The organism is Enterococcus sp. DIV0213h, from assembly GCF_051711285.1.
Lineage (GTDB): Bacteria > Bacillota > Bacilli > Lactobacillales > Enterococcaceae > Enterococcus_D > Enterococcus_D casseliflavus.
Window position 1 is genome coordinate 1,475,873 of sequence record NZ_JBIOMH010000001.1, and the last position, 17,079, is coordinate 1,492,951.

General features: G+C 42.3%; 16 protein-coding genes. 11 read left to right on the forward strand and 5 right to left on the reverse strand.

What is annotated here, in order from left to right; genetic code table 11:
- Positions 1-552: 552 nt before the first annotated feature.
- From IGI77_RS06610 to IGI77_RS06620, 3 genes are all read left to right on the forward strand, one after another.
- Positions 553-1,395, forward strand: a complete 843-nt coding sequence (locus IGI77_RS06610) for a PRD domain-containing protein (RefSeq protein WP_005225677.1) — start codon at positions 553-555, stop codon at positions 1,393-1,395.
- A gap of 170 nt (positions 1,396-1,565) precedes the next feature.
- A complete protein-coding gene (locus IGI77_RS06615) occupies positions 1,566-3,467 on the forward strand; it encodes a beta-glucoside-specific PTS transporter subunit IIABC (RefSeq protein WP_010747921.1) in 1,902 nt (633 codons plus the stop codon).
- Between the two features lie 91 nt (positions 3,468-3,558).
- Positions 3,559-5,028, forward strand: coding sequence for a glycoside hydrolase family 1 protein (locus tag IGI77_RS06620; RefSeq protein ID WP_096741354.1), 1,470 nt, complete (start codon positions 3,559-3,561; stop codon positions 5,026-5,028).
- A 50-nt stretch (positions 5,029-5,078) separates the two neighbouring features.
- On the opposite strand, the gene IGI77_RS06625 is transcribed toward IGI77_RS06620, so the two are convergent.
- Positions 5,079-5,264, reverse strand: a complete 186-nt coding sequence (locus IGI77_RS06625) for a hypothetical protein (RefSeq protein WP_086294970.1) — start codon at positions 5,262-5,264, stop codon at positions 5,079-5,081.
- Between the two features lie 360 nt (positions 5,265-5,624).
- Entirely contained in the window at positions 5,625-5,882 is a 258-nt protein-coding gene (locus tag IGI77_RS06630; RefSeq protein ID WP_005225681.1) for a hypothetical protein, read from the reverse strand.
- A gap of 572 nt (positions 5,883-6,454) precedes the next feature.
- Here IGI77_RS06630 and IGI77_RS06635 point away from each other — a divergent pair.
- Entirely contained in the window at positions 6,455-7,342 is an 888-nt protein-coding gene (locus IGI77_RS06635) for an SDR family oxidoreductase (protein WP_005225682.1), read from the forward strand.
- Between the two features lie 82 nt (positions 7,343-7,424).
- Here the strand turns inward: IGI77_RS06635 and IGI77_RS06640 are convergent, their stop codons facing one another.
- Positions 7,425-8,930: a helix-turn-helix domain-containing protein gene (locus tag IGI77_RS06640; protein ID WP_438769749.1), complete on the reverse strand. Its 1,506-nt coding sequence runs from the start codon at positions 8,928-8,930 to the stop codon at positions 7,425-7,427.
- Between the two features lie 92 nt (positions 8,931-9,022).
- On the opposite strand from IGI77_RS06640, the gene IGI77_RS06645 reads away from it, so the two are divergent.
- The 5 genes from IGI77_RS06645 (at position 9,023) to IGI77_RS06665 (ending at position 14,637) form a co-directional block, all read left to right on the forward strand.
- Positions 9,023-9,691, forward strand: coding sequence for a WxL domain-containing protein (locus IGI77_RS06645; RefSeq protein ID WP_438769750.1), 669 nt, complete (start codon positions 9,023-9,025; stop codon positions 9,689-9,691).
- Positions 9,692-9,707: 16 nt separating this feature from the next.
- Positions 9,708-10,739, forward strand: coding sequence for a DUF916 and DUF3324 domain-containing protein (locus IGI77_RS06650; protein WP_438769751.1), 1,032 nt, complete (start codon positions 9,708-9,710; stop codon positions 10,737-10,739).
- A 45-nt stretch (positions 10,740-10,784) separates the two neighbouring features.
- Positions 10,785-12,947: an L-type lectin-domain containing protein gene (locus tag IGI77_RS06655; RefSeq protein WP_438769753.1), complete on the forward strand. Its 2,163-nt coding sequence runs from the start codon at positions 10,785-10,787 to the stop codon at positions 12,945-12,947.
- 681 nt (positions 12,948-13,628) lie between these two features.
- Positions 13,629-13,997, forward strand: coding sequence for a DUF7006 family protein (locus IGI77_RS06660; protein ID WP_015509452.1), 369 nt, complete (start codon positions 13,629-13,631; stop codon positions 13,995-13,997).
- Between the two features lie 277 nt (positions 13,998-14,274).
- Positions 14,275-14,637 (forward strand): hypothetical protein, encoded by a 363-nt coding sequence (locus IGI77_RS06665; protein WP_005225688.1) that lies wholly within the window; start codon positions 14,275-14,277, stop codon positions 14,635-14,637.
- Positions 14,638-14,712: 75 nt separating this feature from the next.
- Here the strand turns inward: IGI77_RS06665 and IGI77_RS06670 are convergent, their stop codons facing one another.
- Both IGI77_RS06670 and IGI77_RS06675 read right to left on the reverse strand, forming a co-directional pair.
- Positions 14,713-15,147 (reverse strand): MarR family winged helix-turn-helix transcriptional regulator, encoded by a 435-nt coding sequence (locus IGI77_RS06670; protein WP_015509453.1) that lies wholly within the window; start codon positions 15,145-15,147, stop codon positions 14,713-14,715.
- A 58-nt stretch (positions 15,148-15,205) separates the two neighbouring features.
- Positions 15,206-15,616: an organic hydroperoxide resistance protein gene (locus IGI77_RS06675; protein ID WP_026008061.1), complete on the reverse strand. Its 411-nt coding sequence runs from the start codon at positions 15,614-15,616 to the stop codon at positions 15,206-15,208.
- A gap of 247 nt (positions 15,617-15,863) precedes the next feature.
- Between IGI77_RS06675 and IGI77_RS06680 the strand changes: the two genes are divergently transcribed.
- Positions 15,864-16,076 (forward strand): hypothetical protein, encoded by a 213-nt coding sequence (locus IGI77_RS06680; RefSeq protein WP_005225691.1) that lies wholly within the window; start codon positions 15,864-15,866, stop codon positions 16,074-16,076.
- Positions 16,073-17,032, forward strand: coding sequence for an SPFH domain-containing protein (locus IGI77_RS06685; RefSeq protein WP_010747934.1), 960 nt, complete (start codon positions 16,073-16,075; stop codon positions 17,030-17,032). The genes IGI77_RS06680 and IGI77_RS06685 overlap by 4 nt, the downstream gene beginning before the upstream one ends.
- Positions 17,033-17,079: the final 47 nt, after the last annotated feature.

A 17,079-nucleotide genomic window follows, 5' to 3' on the forward strand; every position in this document is an offset into this window, starting at 1 on the left:
GTTGGATAAAATCTGCAAGAGTTGTCACAGAGGGGTTATACAGAAAAATCTCTCACTATCAGTAAAAAATCCACTTCAAATAAGAGTGAAACAAAGCCGAAAAGGAAAAAAGAAAAACGTTTGCAAAAAAAGTGTTGACATTTTTTCTTAGAATGAGTACTATTATCTCAACGGAACATGAGAGTGTTCTCATTACTGGATTCGTTACTGTTCGGCAGGCAAGACCAGAGGAAAAAAGTGCGTTGATTACCCAAAGTTTCTTGGGTTGTACACTTTTTTGCTTTGGTCTTCTTTTTTTGCTCCATTATTTCTAATAGCTAAAAAAAGAACCGGTTCCAAGGTAAGGTCCAGTCATTGATCAGCAAAGGAGGGGAGAAGTAAACGCAATGAACTGCCAGCTAGGTTTGACGATAGCCTGCAACACTTTCTGGAGCAGTCAATCACCTCGTCACTTAACGGCACGTCAGAGAAAGAAAAAAATACAAGACCTTCTGCATAGACGTCAAAGGATGCAACGTTTTTACGGGCTATGCTGATCAAGGAGGATCGTTCGTGAAGATTATCAAGAGGATCAACAACAATGTTGTACTTTCAAAAGAAGATGAAGTTGAAGTGATCCTAATGGGAAAAGGGATCGGCTTTCAAACGAAACCGGGTGACCCGATTCCAGCTGAGCGAATCGAAAAAAAATACTATCCAGAAGATGATTTGACAGTGGAACATATGTCGAAAGTCATGACAAAGGCTGACGAAAAACAAATGGCCGTCATTTATGAAATCGTGCGTCTTTTTCGGGATAGTGTTGGAACCGATTTCAATCCAAATGTTTATTTCACACTGATGGATCATATCTTGTTTGCCATCAGTCGTCAAAAGCAAGAAATTGTTTTGACCAATCCCATGCATTGGGAAATCAAGAAAATCTATGCCAAGGAATATGCGGTCAGTGTCCAAGCGGTCGAGTTGATCCGCAAAGAGCTGTATCCCGATTTTTCACAAGAAGAAGCTGCGTTTATCACTTTGCATTTCGTCAATGCGCAAATTGAAAAAAGCGCCAATCAAAGTGCTTATGAGCACACCGAGTTGACGAACAATATTTTACGGATCGTTAAGTACAGCATGAACATCGAGTTTGATGAGAATTCTTCTTACTTCCAACGGTTCGTGACCCACATTCGCTATTATTTAATTCGACAAAGTCAAGAAAAAGAAGAGCCAGTATTGGCAAATCCAATGATTGCCTTGGCCTTCAGCAGCTATCCAAAAGAAAAAGAAACCGCAGATTCGATCAAAGAATACTTATTTGAACAAAAGGGCTGGCATGTCAACGATATGGAATTGATGTATTTGATTCTGCATATCGGTAACTTAGCTGCTCACTCAAAATTAACCTAAGAATGGAAATGGATTCGTTACAGTTCGGCTGGCAAGACCTGCACTTTCTTACAATACTCGATGAGGAAACCCGTCACTCTTTTTTTAGGGGGTCTCTCATGCTTGTTTATTGTAGAAATGTCTGGTCTTTTTATTTTTATTAAATGACCAATAAAAAAGGAGCAATCAAAATGGCAAAATATACTGAATTAGCGCAAGACATTTTGGCCCACGTTGGTGGCAAAGAAAATGTCTCATCTGTAAAACACTGTGTGACTCGCTTACGGTTCCACTTAAAAGACGAAAGCAAAGCGGACACTGATTATTTGCAAAAACGTGACGGTGTCGTGACCGTCGTCAAAGCAGGCGGACAATACCAAGTCGTTATCGGCAATCATGTGCCAGATGTTTATGATGAAGTGTTGAAAGTCGGCGGATTAGCCGATGGTGGCAGTCTTGATATCGATGAAGGCGACGGGCAAAAAGGCAGCTTGTTTGACCGCTTTATCGATGTTATCTCAAGCCTGTTCCAACCGTTCTTAGGTCCATTAGCGGCAGCCGGTATCTTAAAAGGGATCACGGCGTTGCTGGCAGCAACTGGGATGGAAGCGACCAATGGTATCTATGTAGTAATGAATACTTTAGGCGATGGTTTGTTCCAATACTTACCAATGATCTTAGCCGTCACTGCAGCGAAGAAATTCAAGATGAACACCTATACAGCATTAGCGATCGCAGGGGCGATGGTCTATCCTGGCTTAGCAGAAAGTGTGGCTGAAGCGAGCAAAGTCTTCGGTCTAACCTTGACCTTACCAGCAGGCGGCTACTTCAACAGCGTATTGCCAATTATTTTAGCGATTTTTGTCGCTTCAAAAATTGAGCAGTTTATGCGCAAAGTCACACCTGACGTAGTCAAAATGTTTGTGGTTCCGTTTGTAACGATTTTGATCACTGTGCCGTTGACCTTCTTTGTGGTAGGTCCAGTCGCAAATACAGCCTCTAGCTGGATCGGTGTTGCTTTCCAAGCAGTGTACGATTTCAGCCCAATTATTTACGGCTTTGCTTTAGGGGCATTATGGCAAGTATTAGTTATGTTTGGTCTTCACTGGGGTCTTGTGCCATTGGCGATCATGGATATGGCGCAAAACGGCTCTTCGATTATTTTGACCGCAGCTGTGCTACCATGTTTCACGCAAACGGGTGTGTTAGCAGCGATTTGGTTGAAAACGAAAGAACCAAAAGTCAAACAAGGCGCAATGCCAGCATTGATCTCATCGATCTTCGGTGTGACTGAACCTGCGATCTATGGGTACACGTTGCCAATGAAAACACCATTTATCGTTTCTTGTTTAGTTTCAGGTTTCGTCGGTATCTACTTGTCAATCTTTAACGTCACTGGTTATGCAATGGGTGGTATGGGTATCTTCTTGTATCCTGCATATATTGATCCAGCAACAGGCAGCTTCCATAGTGTGATCCACTTGGCGATCGGTACAGTGATTGCAATCGTAGCGTCATTTATCATCATGATGTTGTTGAAAGTACCAACATTGTATACAACTGTTGATTCACCAGTCGACGGTCAAGCAACACCAGCAGCGCCAGCGCCAGAAGCAAAAACCGTTTCTGCCAGCGTCAAAGATGAAACAGTCAAAAGCCCAGTAACTGGTCAAGTGGTTGCTTTAGCAGATGTGGAAGACAAAGTCTTTTCTTCAGGTGCTATGGGAAAAGGGATCGCAGTTGAACCAGCAATCGGTGAAATCACTGCGCCAGCAGATGCAGAAGTCAAAATCTTGTTTCCAACAAAACATGCCATCGGTTTAGTGACAGAAGATGGAACAGAACTATTGATCCACATCGGCATGAATACGGTAGAACTTGAAGGCAATCACTTTACTGCCTACATCAACCAAGGAGACAAAGTCAAAGCTGGTCAAAAATTGATTTCTTTTGATACAGAGGCGATTCGTGCGGAAGGCTATTCCTTGCTGACACCAGTCATCGTCACGAACTCTAACGACTACAGTGACATCCAAACGACACAGTCAAAAGAAGTAACAGCGCAGGACGATTTGATCGAAGTCGTAAAATAAATGCGTTTAACGGCACGTCGCTGGATCAGTAAGAATGCTTTCTTGCTGATCTGCTGTGTCGATTATTAAAGAAAAAGAAAGTAGGCTAATCATGACAGAAAAACAATTTCCAAAAGGCTTTTTATGGGGCGGCGCCACTGCAGCCAACCAATTTGAAGGAGCATGGAACGAAGGCGGACGTGGTCCAGCGACATCCGATACAGCGATCGCTGTCAAACCAGAAGACCGCAAAAACATGGCAGAATTTGCTGCACCAATGACACGGGAAAAAGTTTTGTTTGCCTTAAATGACAAAGAAGGCTTGTATCCAAAACGTTGGGGGTCAGATTTTTACCATCGCTACAAAGAAGATATCGCCTTGTACGCAGAGATGGGCTTCAAAACCTTCCGTCTGTCCATCGCTTGGTCAAGAATTTTTCCAAATGGTGACGATGCTCAGCCAAATGAAGAAGGCTTGCAATTTTATGACAATGTGTTTGATGAGTGTGCGAAATACGGGATCGAACCCTTAGTGACCCTCTCTCACTACGAAACACCTATCGGGATCGCGTTGAACTATGGCGGCTGGAAAAATCGCCAAGTGATCGATTTGTTCGTCAAATACGCAGAAACCGTGTTGACCCGTTACAAAGACAAAGTCAAATACTGGTTGACCTTCAATGAAATCAATATCATGGGGATCTCTGGCTATGTTGGTGGTGCCTTGTTATCCGAAGACGGCACACAAAACCTTTCTGACATGTATCAAGCCGTGCATCATCAATTTGTGGCTTCTAGTTTAGCAACAAAATTTGCCCACGAAATCAATCCTGACATCAAAGTAGGGATGATGTTGGCACGAATGCAAGCTTACCCAGCTACACCAAATCCAGCAGATGTGATGGAAGAAATCAAGCGTGACCACGAGAATCTCTTCTTCTCTGATGTCCAAGTTCGTGGGAAGTATCCCGCATATACGAAGCGCTTCTTTAAAGAAAATGGCATCGAAGTGACCTTCGAAGACGGCGATTTAGACCTTCTTGCGCAATACCCTGTCGACTTCATGTCCTTTTCTTACTACATGAGTTCTATTGCTCGCCACAATCCTGAAGAAGGCGGCGAAGCAACTGCTGGCAACTTTTCTTTAGGCGAATCAAACCCTTACTTGGAAGCCTCTGACTGGGGGTGGCAAATCGATCCAATCGGCTTGCGTGTGACTTTGAATAACTTGTACGACCGCTACCAAGTACCGTTGTTTATCGTTGAAAACGGCTTAGGTGCCTTGGATACGGTGGAAGAGGATGGTTCGATCCATGACAGCTATCGCATCGATTATTTGAAGGCGCATATCGAACAAATGTATGAAGCGATCGAAGATGGTGTGGAATTGATGGGCTATACGCCTTGGGGTTGTACCGACTTAGTATCGGCTTCCACGTCAGAAATGTCGAAACGCTACGGCTTTGTCTATGTAGACGCGGATGATGAAGGAAACGGCAGCTTTGACCGTTCCCGCAAAGATAGTTTCTACTGGTACAAAGAAGTCATTGCCACCAATGGCGGTAGTTTGTTACAGGATTAAAAACTAAACCAAAGCGGCTCTCTTTTGTGAGAGCCGCTTTTTTGATGTGCTCAGTAAAAAAAGAAGAGAAAGGGGGTTAGCAGCTGCCATGCTAGAAAGATCAATGAAACAGTCAACGCCCATTTTTTCATTTTTAATTTAGGCACAAAGGATTCGGGTATCAAATAGACAAGAGAGAATACTGTAAGAAAAAACAACAGGGTCAGTGGTTGGACGACAAAGGTCAGCCAGCTCATAGGAAACGCTCCTTTCAAGAGATTTGATGATTCTTTGTTATGATGTGGTAATTTACAATTTCATTATATATTTAATTGTTTAGGAAGACAATGTGTTCTTTGGGATCGCAAGTGTCACAACGAAAGGAATCAGAGAGAAAGGCTTGGCATGCCGTGATCGGCGAAAAGTGATTTTTTCATCAAAGTAAACTGAATAAGAATGAGTGAGGATGAACAATAAAAAAATCCCCTCGAAAGGGGATCATGAGCCGTAATCCTTACGAAGGGGATGAAAGGAGCTGCTTCATAGGTATAGATCGTCTTTGTTATAGTCAAAAGGCATTAAGAGGGCGTTTTGGCGCGAGTCAGGCGCAGCTGCAGTCAACGTTTTCTACTACGCAAATAAAAAATATACCCAAGCAGACTAGCAGAAATCAAGAAACCCATAAAATAAACGGTTAGTTTCATATCTGGCATGACATAGGAGTATTCTAAGATTTTACAAACAAAGATGATCAAAGAAACAGTGATCGTTAGAGAAACCCATGTGAAACGCGGCAGTCGTTTTGTTAGGAAGACCAAACCTAACGAAAAAAAGATGACTGGTACCCAAAAGATCAAGCGAGCAAGTTGGATCATTTTATCTCTCCTTATTCTTTCTTATTTGAGTAAAAGGATAACGTAAATATTCATTTTTTTAAAATAATATCCATTGGTTGTGAAAAAAATAGTTAATAATCAGAAGGATATGTGAAGACCCGCTAATGTTTTTAGTACCGCGAATAAACAGCATTTTTTTTAGAAAACGAGCATGCTTTTTATTACTTTAGAAAGTTTCAGCACATATTACAGACACCAAACGCTGGATGATCGACAGCCACCACAGTCATCCCGATGTTTTTCTACAGACCGCAAAGGAGATGGAGGCCTTTCGTCGGGCACTGCTCGAACTGCTAGAAAAGTAGCAAAATCAACCACTGCACACAGAAACTTCACTACGATTTCCCAGCAGAATGATGAGATGCCTGGGGGCGTTCTCACTACTGAGTCATGCAGCTTTTTCGTTATACTAAGCATCCGTTTTCTTACGGATGCTTTTTTTCTGGTGAGCGTTTCGTTTCTCATTCCCTCCATCTTCCTTTACACTTTTAAGTAAGGTCATAATAAACGATGACAAATAAGAAGTAGAAATAATCAAGGAGGAAACGAGCATGTCAGAAAAAATCAACAATCCGTTAACGAAGTATTATGATGGCAAATTTGAAAAACAGGTGCAAGAAGCACCGGCGATTCAAGGAAAGATGCAGCCAGTACCTGATTGCGGGGAAGAAAGCTACTCAGGTTCAGACAAATTAGCTGGACGCAAAGCATTAGTGACCGGTGGTGATTCTGGTATTGGTCGAGCAGCAGCGATCGCTTTTGCCAAAGAAGGCGCCGATGTTGCAATCAACTATCTTCCTTTTGAAGAAGAAGACGCGCAAGAAGTCAAAGCAGTCATTGAAAAAGCTGGACGCAAAGCAGTCTTGATCCCAGGAGATTTGAAAGATGAAACCTTCGCTCGTCAATTGGTTCATGAAGCAGCCAAAGAATTAGGCGGGTTAGATACATTGGTTCTAAATGCTGGGATGCAACAAGCAGTGAAGGACATCAAAGAGTTGACTACGCAACAAATTCAAGACACCTTTACAACGAATATCATCTCGATGTATTGGACAGTCCAAGAAGCATTGGATTACTTACCAGCTGGTGGAAGCATCATCACGACCACTTCGATCCAAAGTGCGGAACCAAGCGCCCATCTTTTAGACTATGCAGCCACGAAAGGTGCCATTACTTCCTTTAGTAAAGGGCTAGCTGCGCAATTAAGTGAAAAAGGCATTCGGGTCAATACCGTTGCGCCTGGTCCAATCTGGACGCCACTTCAAATTTCTGGTGGCCAACCACAATCTGCGATCCCAGAATTTGGTCAAAAAGAATTGATGAAACGTGCTGGACAACCAGTCGAATTAGCACCAGTCTACGTTTTCCTAGCCTCTGATGAAGCAAGCTATGTAACTGGTCAAGTGTACAGTGTAACGGGTGGTAGCTTCTTCGCTTAACAATCCCTGGATAAATTTGTAGGAAAAAAGCTCGAGCAAAGATGCTCGGGCTTTTTTTGGGGATGAAAATGGAATCGGCAGCTTACTTTCCTTGTTTGGCAAACATCTTGGATATCATCAGTTGATTGATCTTTGCAAAAACGGCTGCCCACTCTTGTTCGGCTTGCAGGTTAGACAGTAAGACTAATTTTTCGGAAAAAATCACTTCTTCATAACTATCGGTGATCAAAAGATCGGCTGCTTCCATCTGGTTAACAAAAGTCACTGAAGCTTTGGAATAAATCGAACGGATCCTTGTCTCGATCATTTGCTTCGTGCGGTATTGGATCGTCGTTTGAATATAGATCGACACGGTCGGGGGCGTATTCATCTGTGTTTCTAAAAACAAGAGATGCGCAAGATAAGGCAACTGTGTCTGTTCAAAATACTTTTTGTCCAAGTCAGCAAATGGATACCTTTCAACATGGGTCAGTAAAAGCTTGCAGATTGCTTCATAGGTTTTGTCTTTCGAAGGAGTGTTTTCGGTCAACAGTTGGTGTTCGAGTTGCCACACTTCCAGAAGATCGATACCAATAATGATCGATAGGTTGAAGACCAGCAGACAGCTGCTTAATAGTTTTTCAAATTCGGCGACTTCCTGACTTGGAGCAAAGGTATCGTGCCAATCTTTGATCATTGCAGTGAAAAAGCGCACAAGATCGGTATCAGAATGTTTGATCTCTTGGATGATCGCTTGATTCTTCGCTTGGGGAATCACCCCTGGCAAAAAGACATGCAAAAAGAAATTTAAGTAAAGATATTCTGACTGAAGCGTCTTTTCTGTGGCATAATCGGCACTCAAAAAAAGCGATTCGAGGATTTCCTCTGGTAAAAAACAATAAAAATTCATCAATCCCATGTATTTTTCAGGGATCGCTGGCAAATATTTTTTCTGGATCGTTCGGCTGACCACTGCTTGCCAAAATGCAGCGAGTTTATTTTTCGTCAACGGATCAAAGTGAGAAACAGCAAAGAACGCTGTAAACTCTTCGACATTTTTATGGGAAACGCTCGGCAATAGCCACAAGTCAGCTGGCGCGCTTTGAGTCAAGAAACTGTAGGTGAAAATACGGATATCTAGCTCTTTTCCAGCAAGAACGATGCGGTTATTCAGGTCTGTTCGAATTTGGATTTGAAATTTGTCCAATAGTTGGTTGATTTTCTTGATCAACCGATACATATGCGATTGGCTGACATGCAAATCCAAACATAATTGCGTCAAGGTCATTTGCGGGCGCCCAATCAAGTAGTGAATCAAGGTGTATTGTGTGGAGTTGAGCAAATAATGGTACATCAATTTTGCATAGAAAGGTTCATCATCATATGCTCGCTCAACAAAATACTGATTGTAATGATTTTTTGATAGAAGCAGGTGAGGGGAGAGCAGCTGCAAATCTTCATTTAAAAAATAAATATATTTTTGCAGACTTTTTTGTGGGATGTTCAAAACTTCTGACAGTTGGACCAATGTCACGCCATTGGAATTACAGACAACTTTGAAAATCTCTAATTTCTTTTCTTCTGCGGGAGAAATGAATTCTCGATACATAAGGGATTCTCCTTTTTGGCGTTTTTTTTACGCTAAATCTGTGAACCGTATGATAACCATGATGGATTATACTTATGATAGATGAGAATAGAATGAAAAAACACCAATTAAATTATTATTTTTTAAAGCTGTTTTTTTCGATTAACCTCGGTTTCTCATTAAAAAAAATGAAGGAAGAGATGAAAATGAACAAAAAGGCAGTAATGTTAGGTTTGGTCGGAATGGGTTTAGGAATGGCGCCGACTGCGGCAGCTGCAGCAGAAGCGAATCCAACGGCTTCAATGACGAGTCAAGCAACGCTAACGATCGAACAAGGAATCTTGTCACTGGATCAGGTGACTAATTTTAACTTCGGTACAAGCAGTATCCAAGAGATCGCTACCGATGAACAAGTGATTCAAGCAACGTCGAATGAAGTGACATCGATCACAGATTACCGTGGGCCGAATCAAGCTGGCTGGCAGTTGACGGCGCAATTATCGAAAATGACGAATGCGAGCGATAACGAGCTGGCAAATGCCAAAGTCACTTTGAATGGTACAACGGCTTCTGGCGATGCAGCGCTAGTCGCGGGCACCGAATTGATGGTAGGGGCAACAGACCCAACGCTGATTGCTTCTGCTAATGGCACAACTGGCTTAGCAACCAATGACTTTAACTTTTCCAATGCTTCATTAACCGTACCGAAGCAAAATGTGAACAGCGGCACTTATAGCGGCACGATCACTTGGACATTAGCGAACACGTATCAAGCAGAGTAGGAAAGAAAGGGCGACAATGAAAAAACAAATCAAGTGTTTCATACTCATTAGTTTTTTTATCAGTTTGTGTTGCGTTACGAAAGTCACCGGTCATGCACAGACCACACGGTTCACTGTAACCCCTGAACTTCCCCAAAATCAAGTCAGTGACGTCACTTATTTCGACTTACTGGTAAATCATGAGACCGAACAGAACTTGACCGTTGCCCTTCATAACACGAGTTCGGAAACCCTTACGATACAAGCATCCGCACTGAATAGTTACACAGCTGCTACTGGGATCATCGCTTATCAGGCAGCCGAAACAGCAGAGGATTTTGGCGGTGTGTCTTTCACGACCTTGATAAAGAAACCAAATCAAATGATTCAGCTTGAACCAGGGGGAACACGCCAAGTGGTATTTCCTCTTTCAATGAATGACAAGCGTTTTACAGGTGAAATCTTAGGTGCCTTTTCTTTTGAAGAAGAACAAAAGGAGGGGCAAGAAGCGGAGGAAACAAGTCTTACGTCAACCTATAAAATCGTCCAAGGTGTCCGCCTTCGCCAGCAGTTAGATGCGCTACCTGATCCTGAACTTTCCTTGATCGAAAGTGAGGCGGTAGAAAAAGACGGCATCGCATCCCTAAAAAGCCGCATTGAAAATGATCAGCCAGTGGCTTTTGGGAAGATTGCTGTTAAGACTGTGATTCGTGAGCAAGACAGTGACAGCGTTGTGGGGGGATTTACAGCAGAAAGTTTTCAATTTGGCCCAAACTCTACACTGGATCTTTATAGCGCGTTTGATGAAGAAATCGTAGAGCCGGGAACCTACCACATTCAAATCGAGCTGAGTGCCCCACGTGGAACGTGGGTTTTTGAGGATAGCGTCACTGTTTCTCGCCCAGAAGCTGAAACGATCAATCGAAAAACGATCGTGGGATCAGGCTCTCTTCACAGCAACCGTTGGGTATATATTGTTGCAGTGGTCATTCTCCTGCTTATTTCCAGTCTATTGCTCCTGATGTATTTGCGACGAAAAAAATCAAAGGAAACAACAGAGCAGGAATGAGAAGACTTCATTTAAGTACTTGATCAAACAAAGCGGAGGATGACGATGAAAAAATTTCTTACGACACGTTTTTTACTTTTCTTCTTGTTAGGTATCGCCTTATTTCATACAGGAAACGCATCTGTGGAGGCTACCGTCGTTGAGCCGGATTTTGCGACATTACCGATCGATGAAACCTTGATCACTACGGTGGGTCAAGCTGGTTCTCCGCAAGGATCGGATGGCTATAATTATGTTCAGATCAATGATGGCGTGACATCAAATATCAGTGGAGGCGTTTGGTTCAACAAAGCGGTTTCTTTTACCCAATCATTTCGTTTAGAAATGGCTTTTTGCATCGAAAATGCAGCTGCTGATAGCGATGGCTTAGCTTTTGTTATGCAAAGCAGTGGCTTAAATGCACTCGCGCAACAAGCAAGCTCAACGATTGGTGTCTGGTCCAATACGGGGGGGACGGATCCTCTGAATACAGGTGCGATTCCGCAAAGCTTTGCGATTGAATTTGATACCTTCTATAATTCTGGCAGTTTTGGGGTCCATGGTGCCATGGATCGCGATGCCCCCAATAGCCACCATATCGCATGGAATTTCCCAGGTTCAAATGAAGCCTATACGACAGAAGGTTGGTTGCCGACATACAAGGTCGTCAACCATCTTGATCCTGTCGCTGTCACCAAGATTTCTGATAGCCAGTGGCATACGTTTACCGTTACTTTCGATCAGCCCAATCAAACCTTGCATTATTCTGTCCCAGATTTTGGGGTCGATGTCACGGTACCCGTGGATGATACGTTCAAAACGAACGTGAACTTGACCAACAATGCGCCGGTTTATTTTGGTTTTACTGGTGCTAATGGTGGAAATGTCCAAGAAAAAGCAGTGGCATTCATTGATGTCGAAGGCTTGGTCGATATGGAATTGCGTACAGGCGTATTTGAACGTGACCCCAACAAGCTGTTGCTAGATACTGAGACAGCTCTGAGTCAACCACCAGTCGTTGATGCGCAAAAAACAATTACTTATGCCACGTATCTTTCTTATAAGGACACCAGTGATTTAACGGAGTTGGAAGCAGGCATCAAGCTGCGTTCGTTTCTCCCAGAAGGCTTTTCTTTAGTCGATGAGACAGTGTATTTCGGTGGTCCTGATTTGATGGTAAATGGTATGCCAGAAGGCGGCACGCCGATTGATTTTAGCGTTGAAGCTGGTGAGTTGGTCGCGACCCTACCTGCATTAGCCAAAGGGAATGACTATCTGATCCACTATTCGATTACCTATACGGGGGCGCCGCTCAATGAGAACTTGAATCAAACGGTGCCTGTGCAGACGACCTTCCAAGGGAATGCCTTTGTATCGAGTCTCGTATCTGGCAGCCCTGAGACGCATTCCTACACGATGACCGGTGTGTTTCCGCCCACGCTGACAACGGGTGTGCCTACCTTAGCAGAAGCGAAAGAAACCCAGCAGATCGTGCGGGAAAACCGTTTGTGCTTTACCCCGATTACCATCGATGACCGCAATTCAACGCAAGCACGCTTGTATGTTACGGATTTTTTTACGGAAGCAGAGACGGTGACGGAGGCAGATTTCTTAGAAACAGCTCAGATAGAGCGTGCCACATTGGCAGATCCCTTTACATACACGTTGGAACGAGATACCGCGAATCTGGAGCCGGGCACCACTTATTATCTTGCTGCTTTTGTGATCGATGCAGAAGGAAATCAATCAGAAACCCATTATTATGGCATTGATTTTCGAGGCAGTGTACAATTTCTCAGTGCGCCGGAGTCGATCAACGGACCGACAATCAATGTAAATGAGCTCGCACGATCGATCCGAAGTGATGGCTTTGCCTATCTTCCTGTTTCGTTTGATCAAACCTCGGCACTGCTGTCTATCAGCAACAGCAGTGAAGGGACTTGGCAACTTAGTGGGCAAATGACTGATTTCTTGCAAGACCAGCAGCAGTTGGCAGAAGAAGTCCAATTCGTGATCTATGATCCGCTCGACGATCACTTGGTGGCAACAGTTACGAAAGAAGAAACGATCCTTTTTCAGCAGCTTCCCGACAGCGAGGCTGATTTGGCCCTTGCTTTAAATGAATACAACTGCTATTTACGATTTGTTCCTGATTTTGATTTGATTCAACCGGGGACGTATACTGGTACGGTCAATTGGCAGTTGGAGAGTACGATTGTAGACGAATAAAAAAAACGCCATTACGGCGTTTTTTTTATTAAAGTTCTCAGTCGATCACTGCTAACTTTGTCGACTTTTCGCAATTTTTAAAACTAATGATAGGCCTGCTAAAGCAAAACTGCCGTATTTAACGAATTTTTCCAAGGAATCTAAAGTTTGCTGTTTTTTGCGTTTGCAGTCCGGACAGCTTTTTTCATTGCCAGTTAACTTCTTGCCGCATTTACAATGGTTCTTCATCTTTGCTCCACTCCTCGTCTCGTTTATTTTTGATGACTTTCTCTACTTTAATTATACATGTTGCTGAAGGTTCTGTCTGAGATTATGCTGTCTCCGTTTTTTGTGAAGGGCAATAAGGGCTGCTGGTTGTTTGGTTCAAATCGATCGCTGCTAAAGGATGCGATCCTTGGCGGCTGATTTTTCGTATAGAAGAGAGGCAATCTATCTAAAAAAGGAGGGAAATCTGACAAATTTCTCATTTTCAGATGTTGCTGATTCGCTTTGCTTATCAGTTCAGCAAAATTTTGCTATTGTGGAGTAAGATTGAGGAATCAAAAACGACTTCTCCTTTTTTTCTTGATTCTGTCCTTAATCTGAGAACGAAAATCACCGATAATATGCTATATATAGGAACAGGGAGCCATCCTTGACGATGTCGAATATGGCATTTGAATGAAAGGATTGATGAAATAAGTGATTTCTTCAATAATCTATACGGACACAAAGGCTTATTTGGATAAGGTGGTCGATCAAGCACTGTTGGATTTGTTAAAATCTGATTATCCCAAAGTCTATGATCATGTACAACAATTGATTGCTAACTTTGAAGAAACGATCCAACAAATTGATCACTCAAATTTTTGGCAATTGATGCCAGAGATTTTAGGCTATGATTCACGCTTTGTCTTGTTGAACTCGCTGCAATTGTCGGAAGACAAATTTTTGACGGAAATCGAGGTTATTCAGATGATCGAACGCGATTATCCGAATTTGAATAAAGAGTTTTGTGGCTATTCCTTAAAAGAAAAAGAGCACGAAAGCCTGATCTTCAACATCCAATAAGCGGTTCTTCTTAGGATCACTTGATAGAAAAGAAAGCGACTAGCGCATCTAGTCGCTTTTTTTTTATGGAGAAGAAGGAGAATTAAACGTGTTATTTATCATTAAAATAAAAATTATTTTGAAATTATGAATAAAATAGATTATTATTGGTATATAATCCTTTTAGTGAAAGAAAAAACAATCGTAAAATGAAGAGGATAGATAGCTTATGTCAATAGCTGCGATTGTTTTGATTAGAAAATAAGAACCAGCCTGATTGGCATGGAAAGGAGCAGTTATGGATTACTTGAGTTTTTCAAAAAAAGAGTGGGAAGTCTTAGTTTGTTTTTGGGCTGTGGATGAGCCGCTATGCTGTACCGAATTTAGTGAACGCTTCGGCTTGAATCGCAACACGTCATTGTCAGTGATTCGTAAGTTAGTCAATAAAGGGATACTTGAGATCGCAAGTATCAAGATGAGTGGGTCAGTTTTGGCTCGTCGTTTCCAACCAGCCGTCACCGAATTGGAGATTTTGCAAAGTGGTTTGACGGAGGAACAAATTTTTGAACTGGTAAAAATTGCGATCAAAAAAATTGAAGACCCAGAACAATTAACTCAGTTGCGAAATGTTATTGGCGAATTGAAAACCAAAGCTTCGTAGGTCATCTGGTTTTCTTCGCTGTTTGTTAGTGAAGGTTTAAAAGATAAAAAAATGATCCACTGTGAAAACAGCGGATCATTTTTCTTGTTCTTGAAATTTTTGGACCATTTTGGTCGTCAATTCGTGGAGGACTGACAGTTCTTCCGGTTCAAGAGGCAAGAATTCCGTTACTTTGTAGGGGATCTCTAGTGCTTGTTCATGGAGTCTTTTGCCTGAATCAGTCAATGTGACCCGCAAGGAACGTTCATCGTCTTGATTTCGATTTCTTACTAGGTATCCTTTTGCTTCAAGCTTTTTTAAAACCGGTGTCAGTGTGCCAGAATCTAGACATAATTGCTTCCCCAATTCTTTGACACTGATCGCTTCATCTTCCCATAACACCAACATCACTAAATATTGGGTATAGGTCAAATTCAACGGGTCCAGTAAGTCTTTGTACTGTTTGATAATTTCTTTTGAAGCGGCGTATAGAGGAAAACACAATTGGTTTTCTAACGCTAAGACATTCATGTTTTCACCCCTTTTTCTAACATCCGCCTCTTATCATAGCTGTTTTTTCAACGAAAGTCTACTCGCTAACGGCTTTGACAGTCACTTCAATGTTGCCAGCTGTAGCTTTTGAGTAAGGACATACGGTATGAGCGATTTCAAGCAATTCTTGTGTTTCCTCTGTTGATAAACCTTCGATTTGACCTTCGATCTCAACGCCTAAAACAAAGCTTGATTCACTTTCTGCATATAGGGTCACTTGTGCACTGACAGTCGAAGCACCGTCGATTCCTTTGTTGCTTTTCACTAATTCAAGGGCACTATTGAAACAAGCACTAAACCCAGCCGCAAAAAGTTGTTCTGGATTGGTGGCATTTTCAACACGTTTGCCAGGTGCAGTAATATTTAGTTCAAATGAATGATCGGGACTATGAACTTCTCCTGAACGGCCGCCAGTGTTGATCATTTTTGTCGAATACATTTTTTTCATTATTTCTTCACTCCTGATTTTTATATTTTGTACAATTAGATTGTATGCAATTTAATTGGTAAATGCAAGGGATTTGTTTTCAGCTCGTCTTTTTTTCTAAAAAGGAGGGAATTATGAAATGTATACTGTCCTCTTGGGTGAAACGTGCTATTATAGTTAGTAACACTTGTCATAGAATGAACGAATCAATTGAAACGAAAAATAACCTGCACGAAGGCAAAGAGGGTGGAAAATCATCGTAGACTACATGGAACAACGCGCGGTTGGACGTTATTTTCGATCGCTGACGGATCATTATTCAGGCTATATCCGTCTTTATGGCACCTACACAGAATATCGGGTGATTGCAGGGATTCCTGCTGAAAATGTCATGTTAGAGATTATCGGGGTTGAAAACGGTGTCTTATTGACCCGTGTTAACAATACATTATTTGAAAATGGAAGAGGGTTTTTACAATGATCATTATCCAAATTATTTTAGTTATCTTCGTATTAGTGATTCTGATTTGGCTGATCGCAAGCACTGCTGTGATCGTTCGTCAAGGGGAAGTCAAAGTTGTGGAAAGTTTTGGGAAATATGTTCGAACGTTGGAACCAGGTCTTCATTTTCTTGTTCCGATTTTATATACCGTAAGAGAAAGAGTGTCCTTGAAACAGATTCCTCTGGAGATCGAACCGCAAAGTGCAATTACAAAAGACAACGTAATCGTGCAGATCGATGAAGCAATCAAATACCACGTCACAGATGTTCGTGCCTTTGTTTACGAAAATGAAAACTCCGTTATCTCAATGATTCAAGATGCCCAATCAAACTTACGGGGGATCATCGGGAAAATGGATCTGAACGAGGTTCTAAATGGAACTGAAGAAATCAACGTGGCTCTATTTACTTCGATCAAAGACATCACTGCTGGCTATGGGTTAGCGATCGACCGGATCAATATCGGGGAAATCAAAGTTTCCCAAGAAATCATTGAATCAATGAATAAATTGATCACAGCTTCAAGAGACAAAGAATCCATGATCACAAGAGCCCAAGGGGAGAAATCTTCTTCAGTCTTAAGTGCCGAAGCCAAAGCTTCTCAAATGACGATCGACGCGCAAGCTCGGGCAGAACAAACCCAAATCGATGCAGAGGCGCGGGCAAAACGTGTACGGATCGATGCTGAGGCAGAAGCGGAACGAATCGCGAAAATCACTGAAGCTGAACGCAAACGGATTTTAGCTATCAATGAAGCAATCAAAGAAAGCCAGCTAGACGAGCGCTCCTTATCTTATCTAGGGATCGAAGCCTTTAAAGACGTGGTCAACAGCAATACCAACACGGTCATTCTGCCATCCAATATGACGGAACTAGGAAATATTCCAGTCGTCAAACAACTTTGGGAAAACGCACCATCTAAATCAGCAGAATAACTTCTAAGCGCAACAATTAAAAAAGCTCAAATGCTCCGAGAATAAAC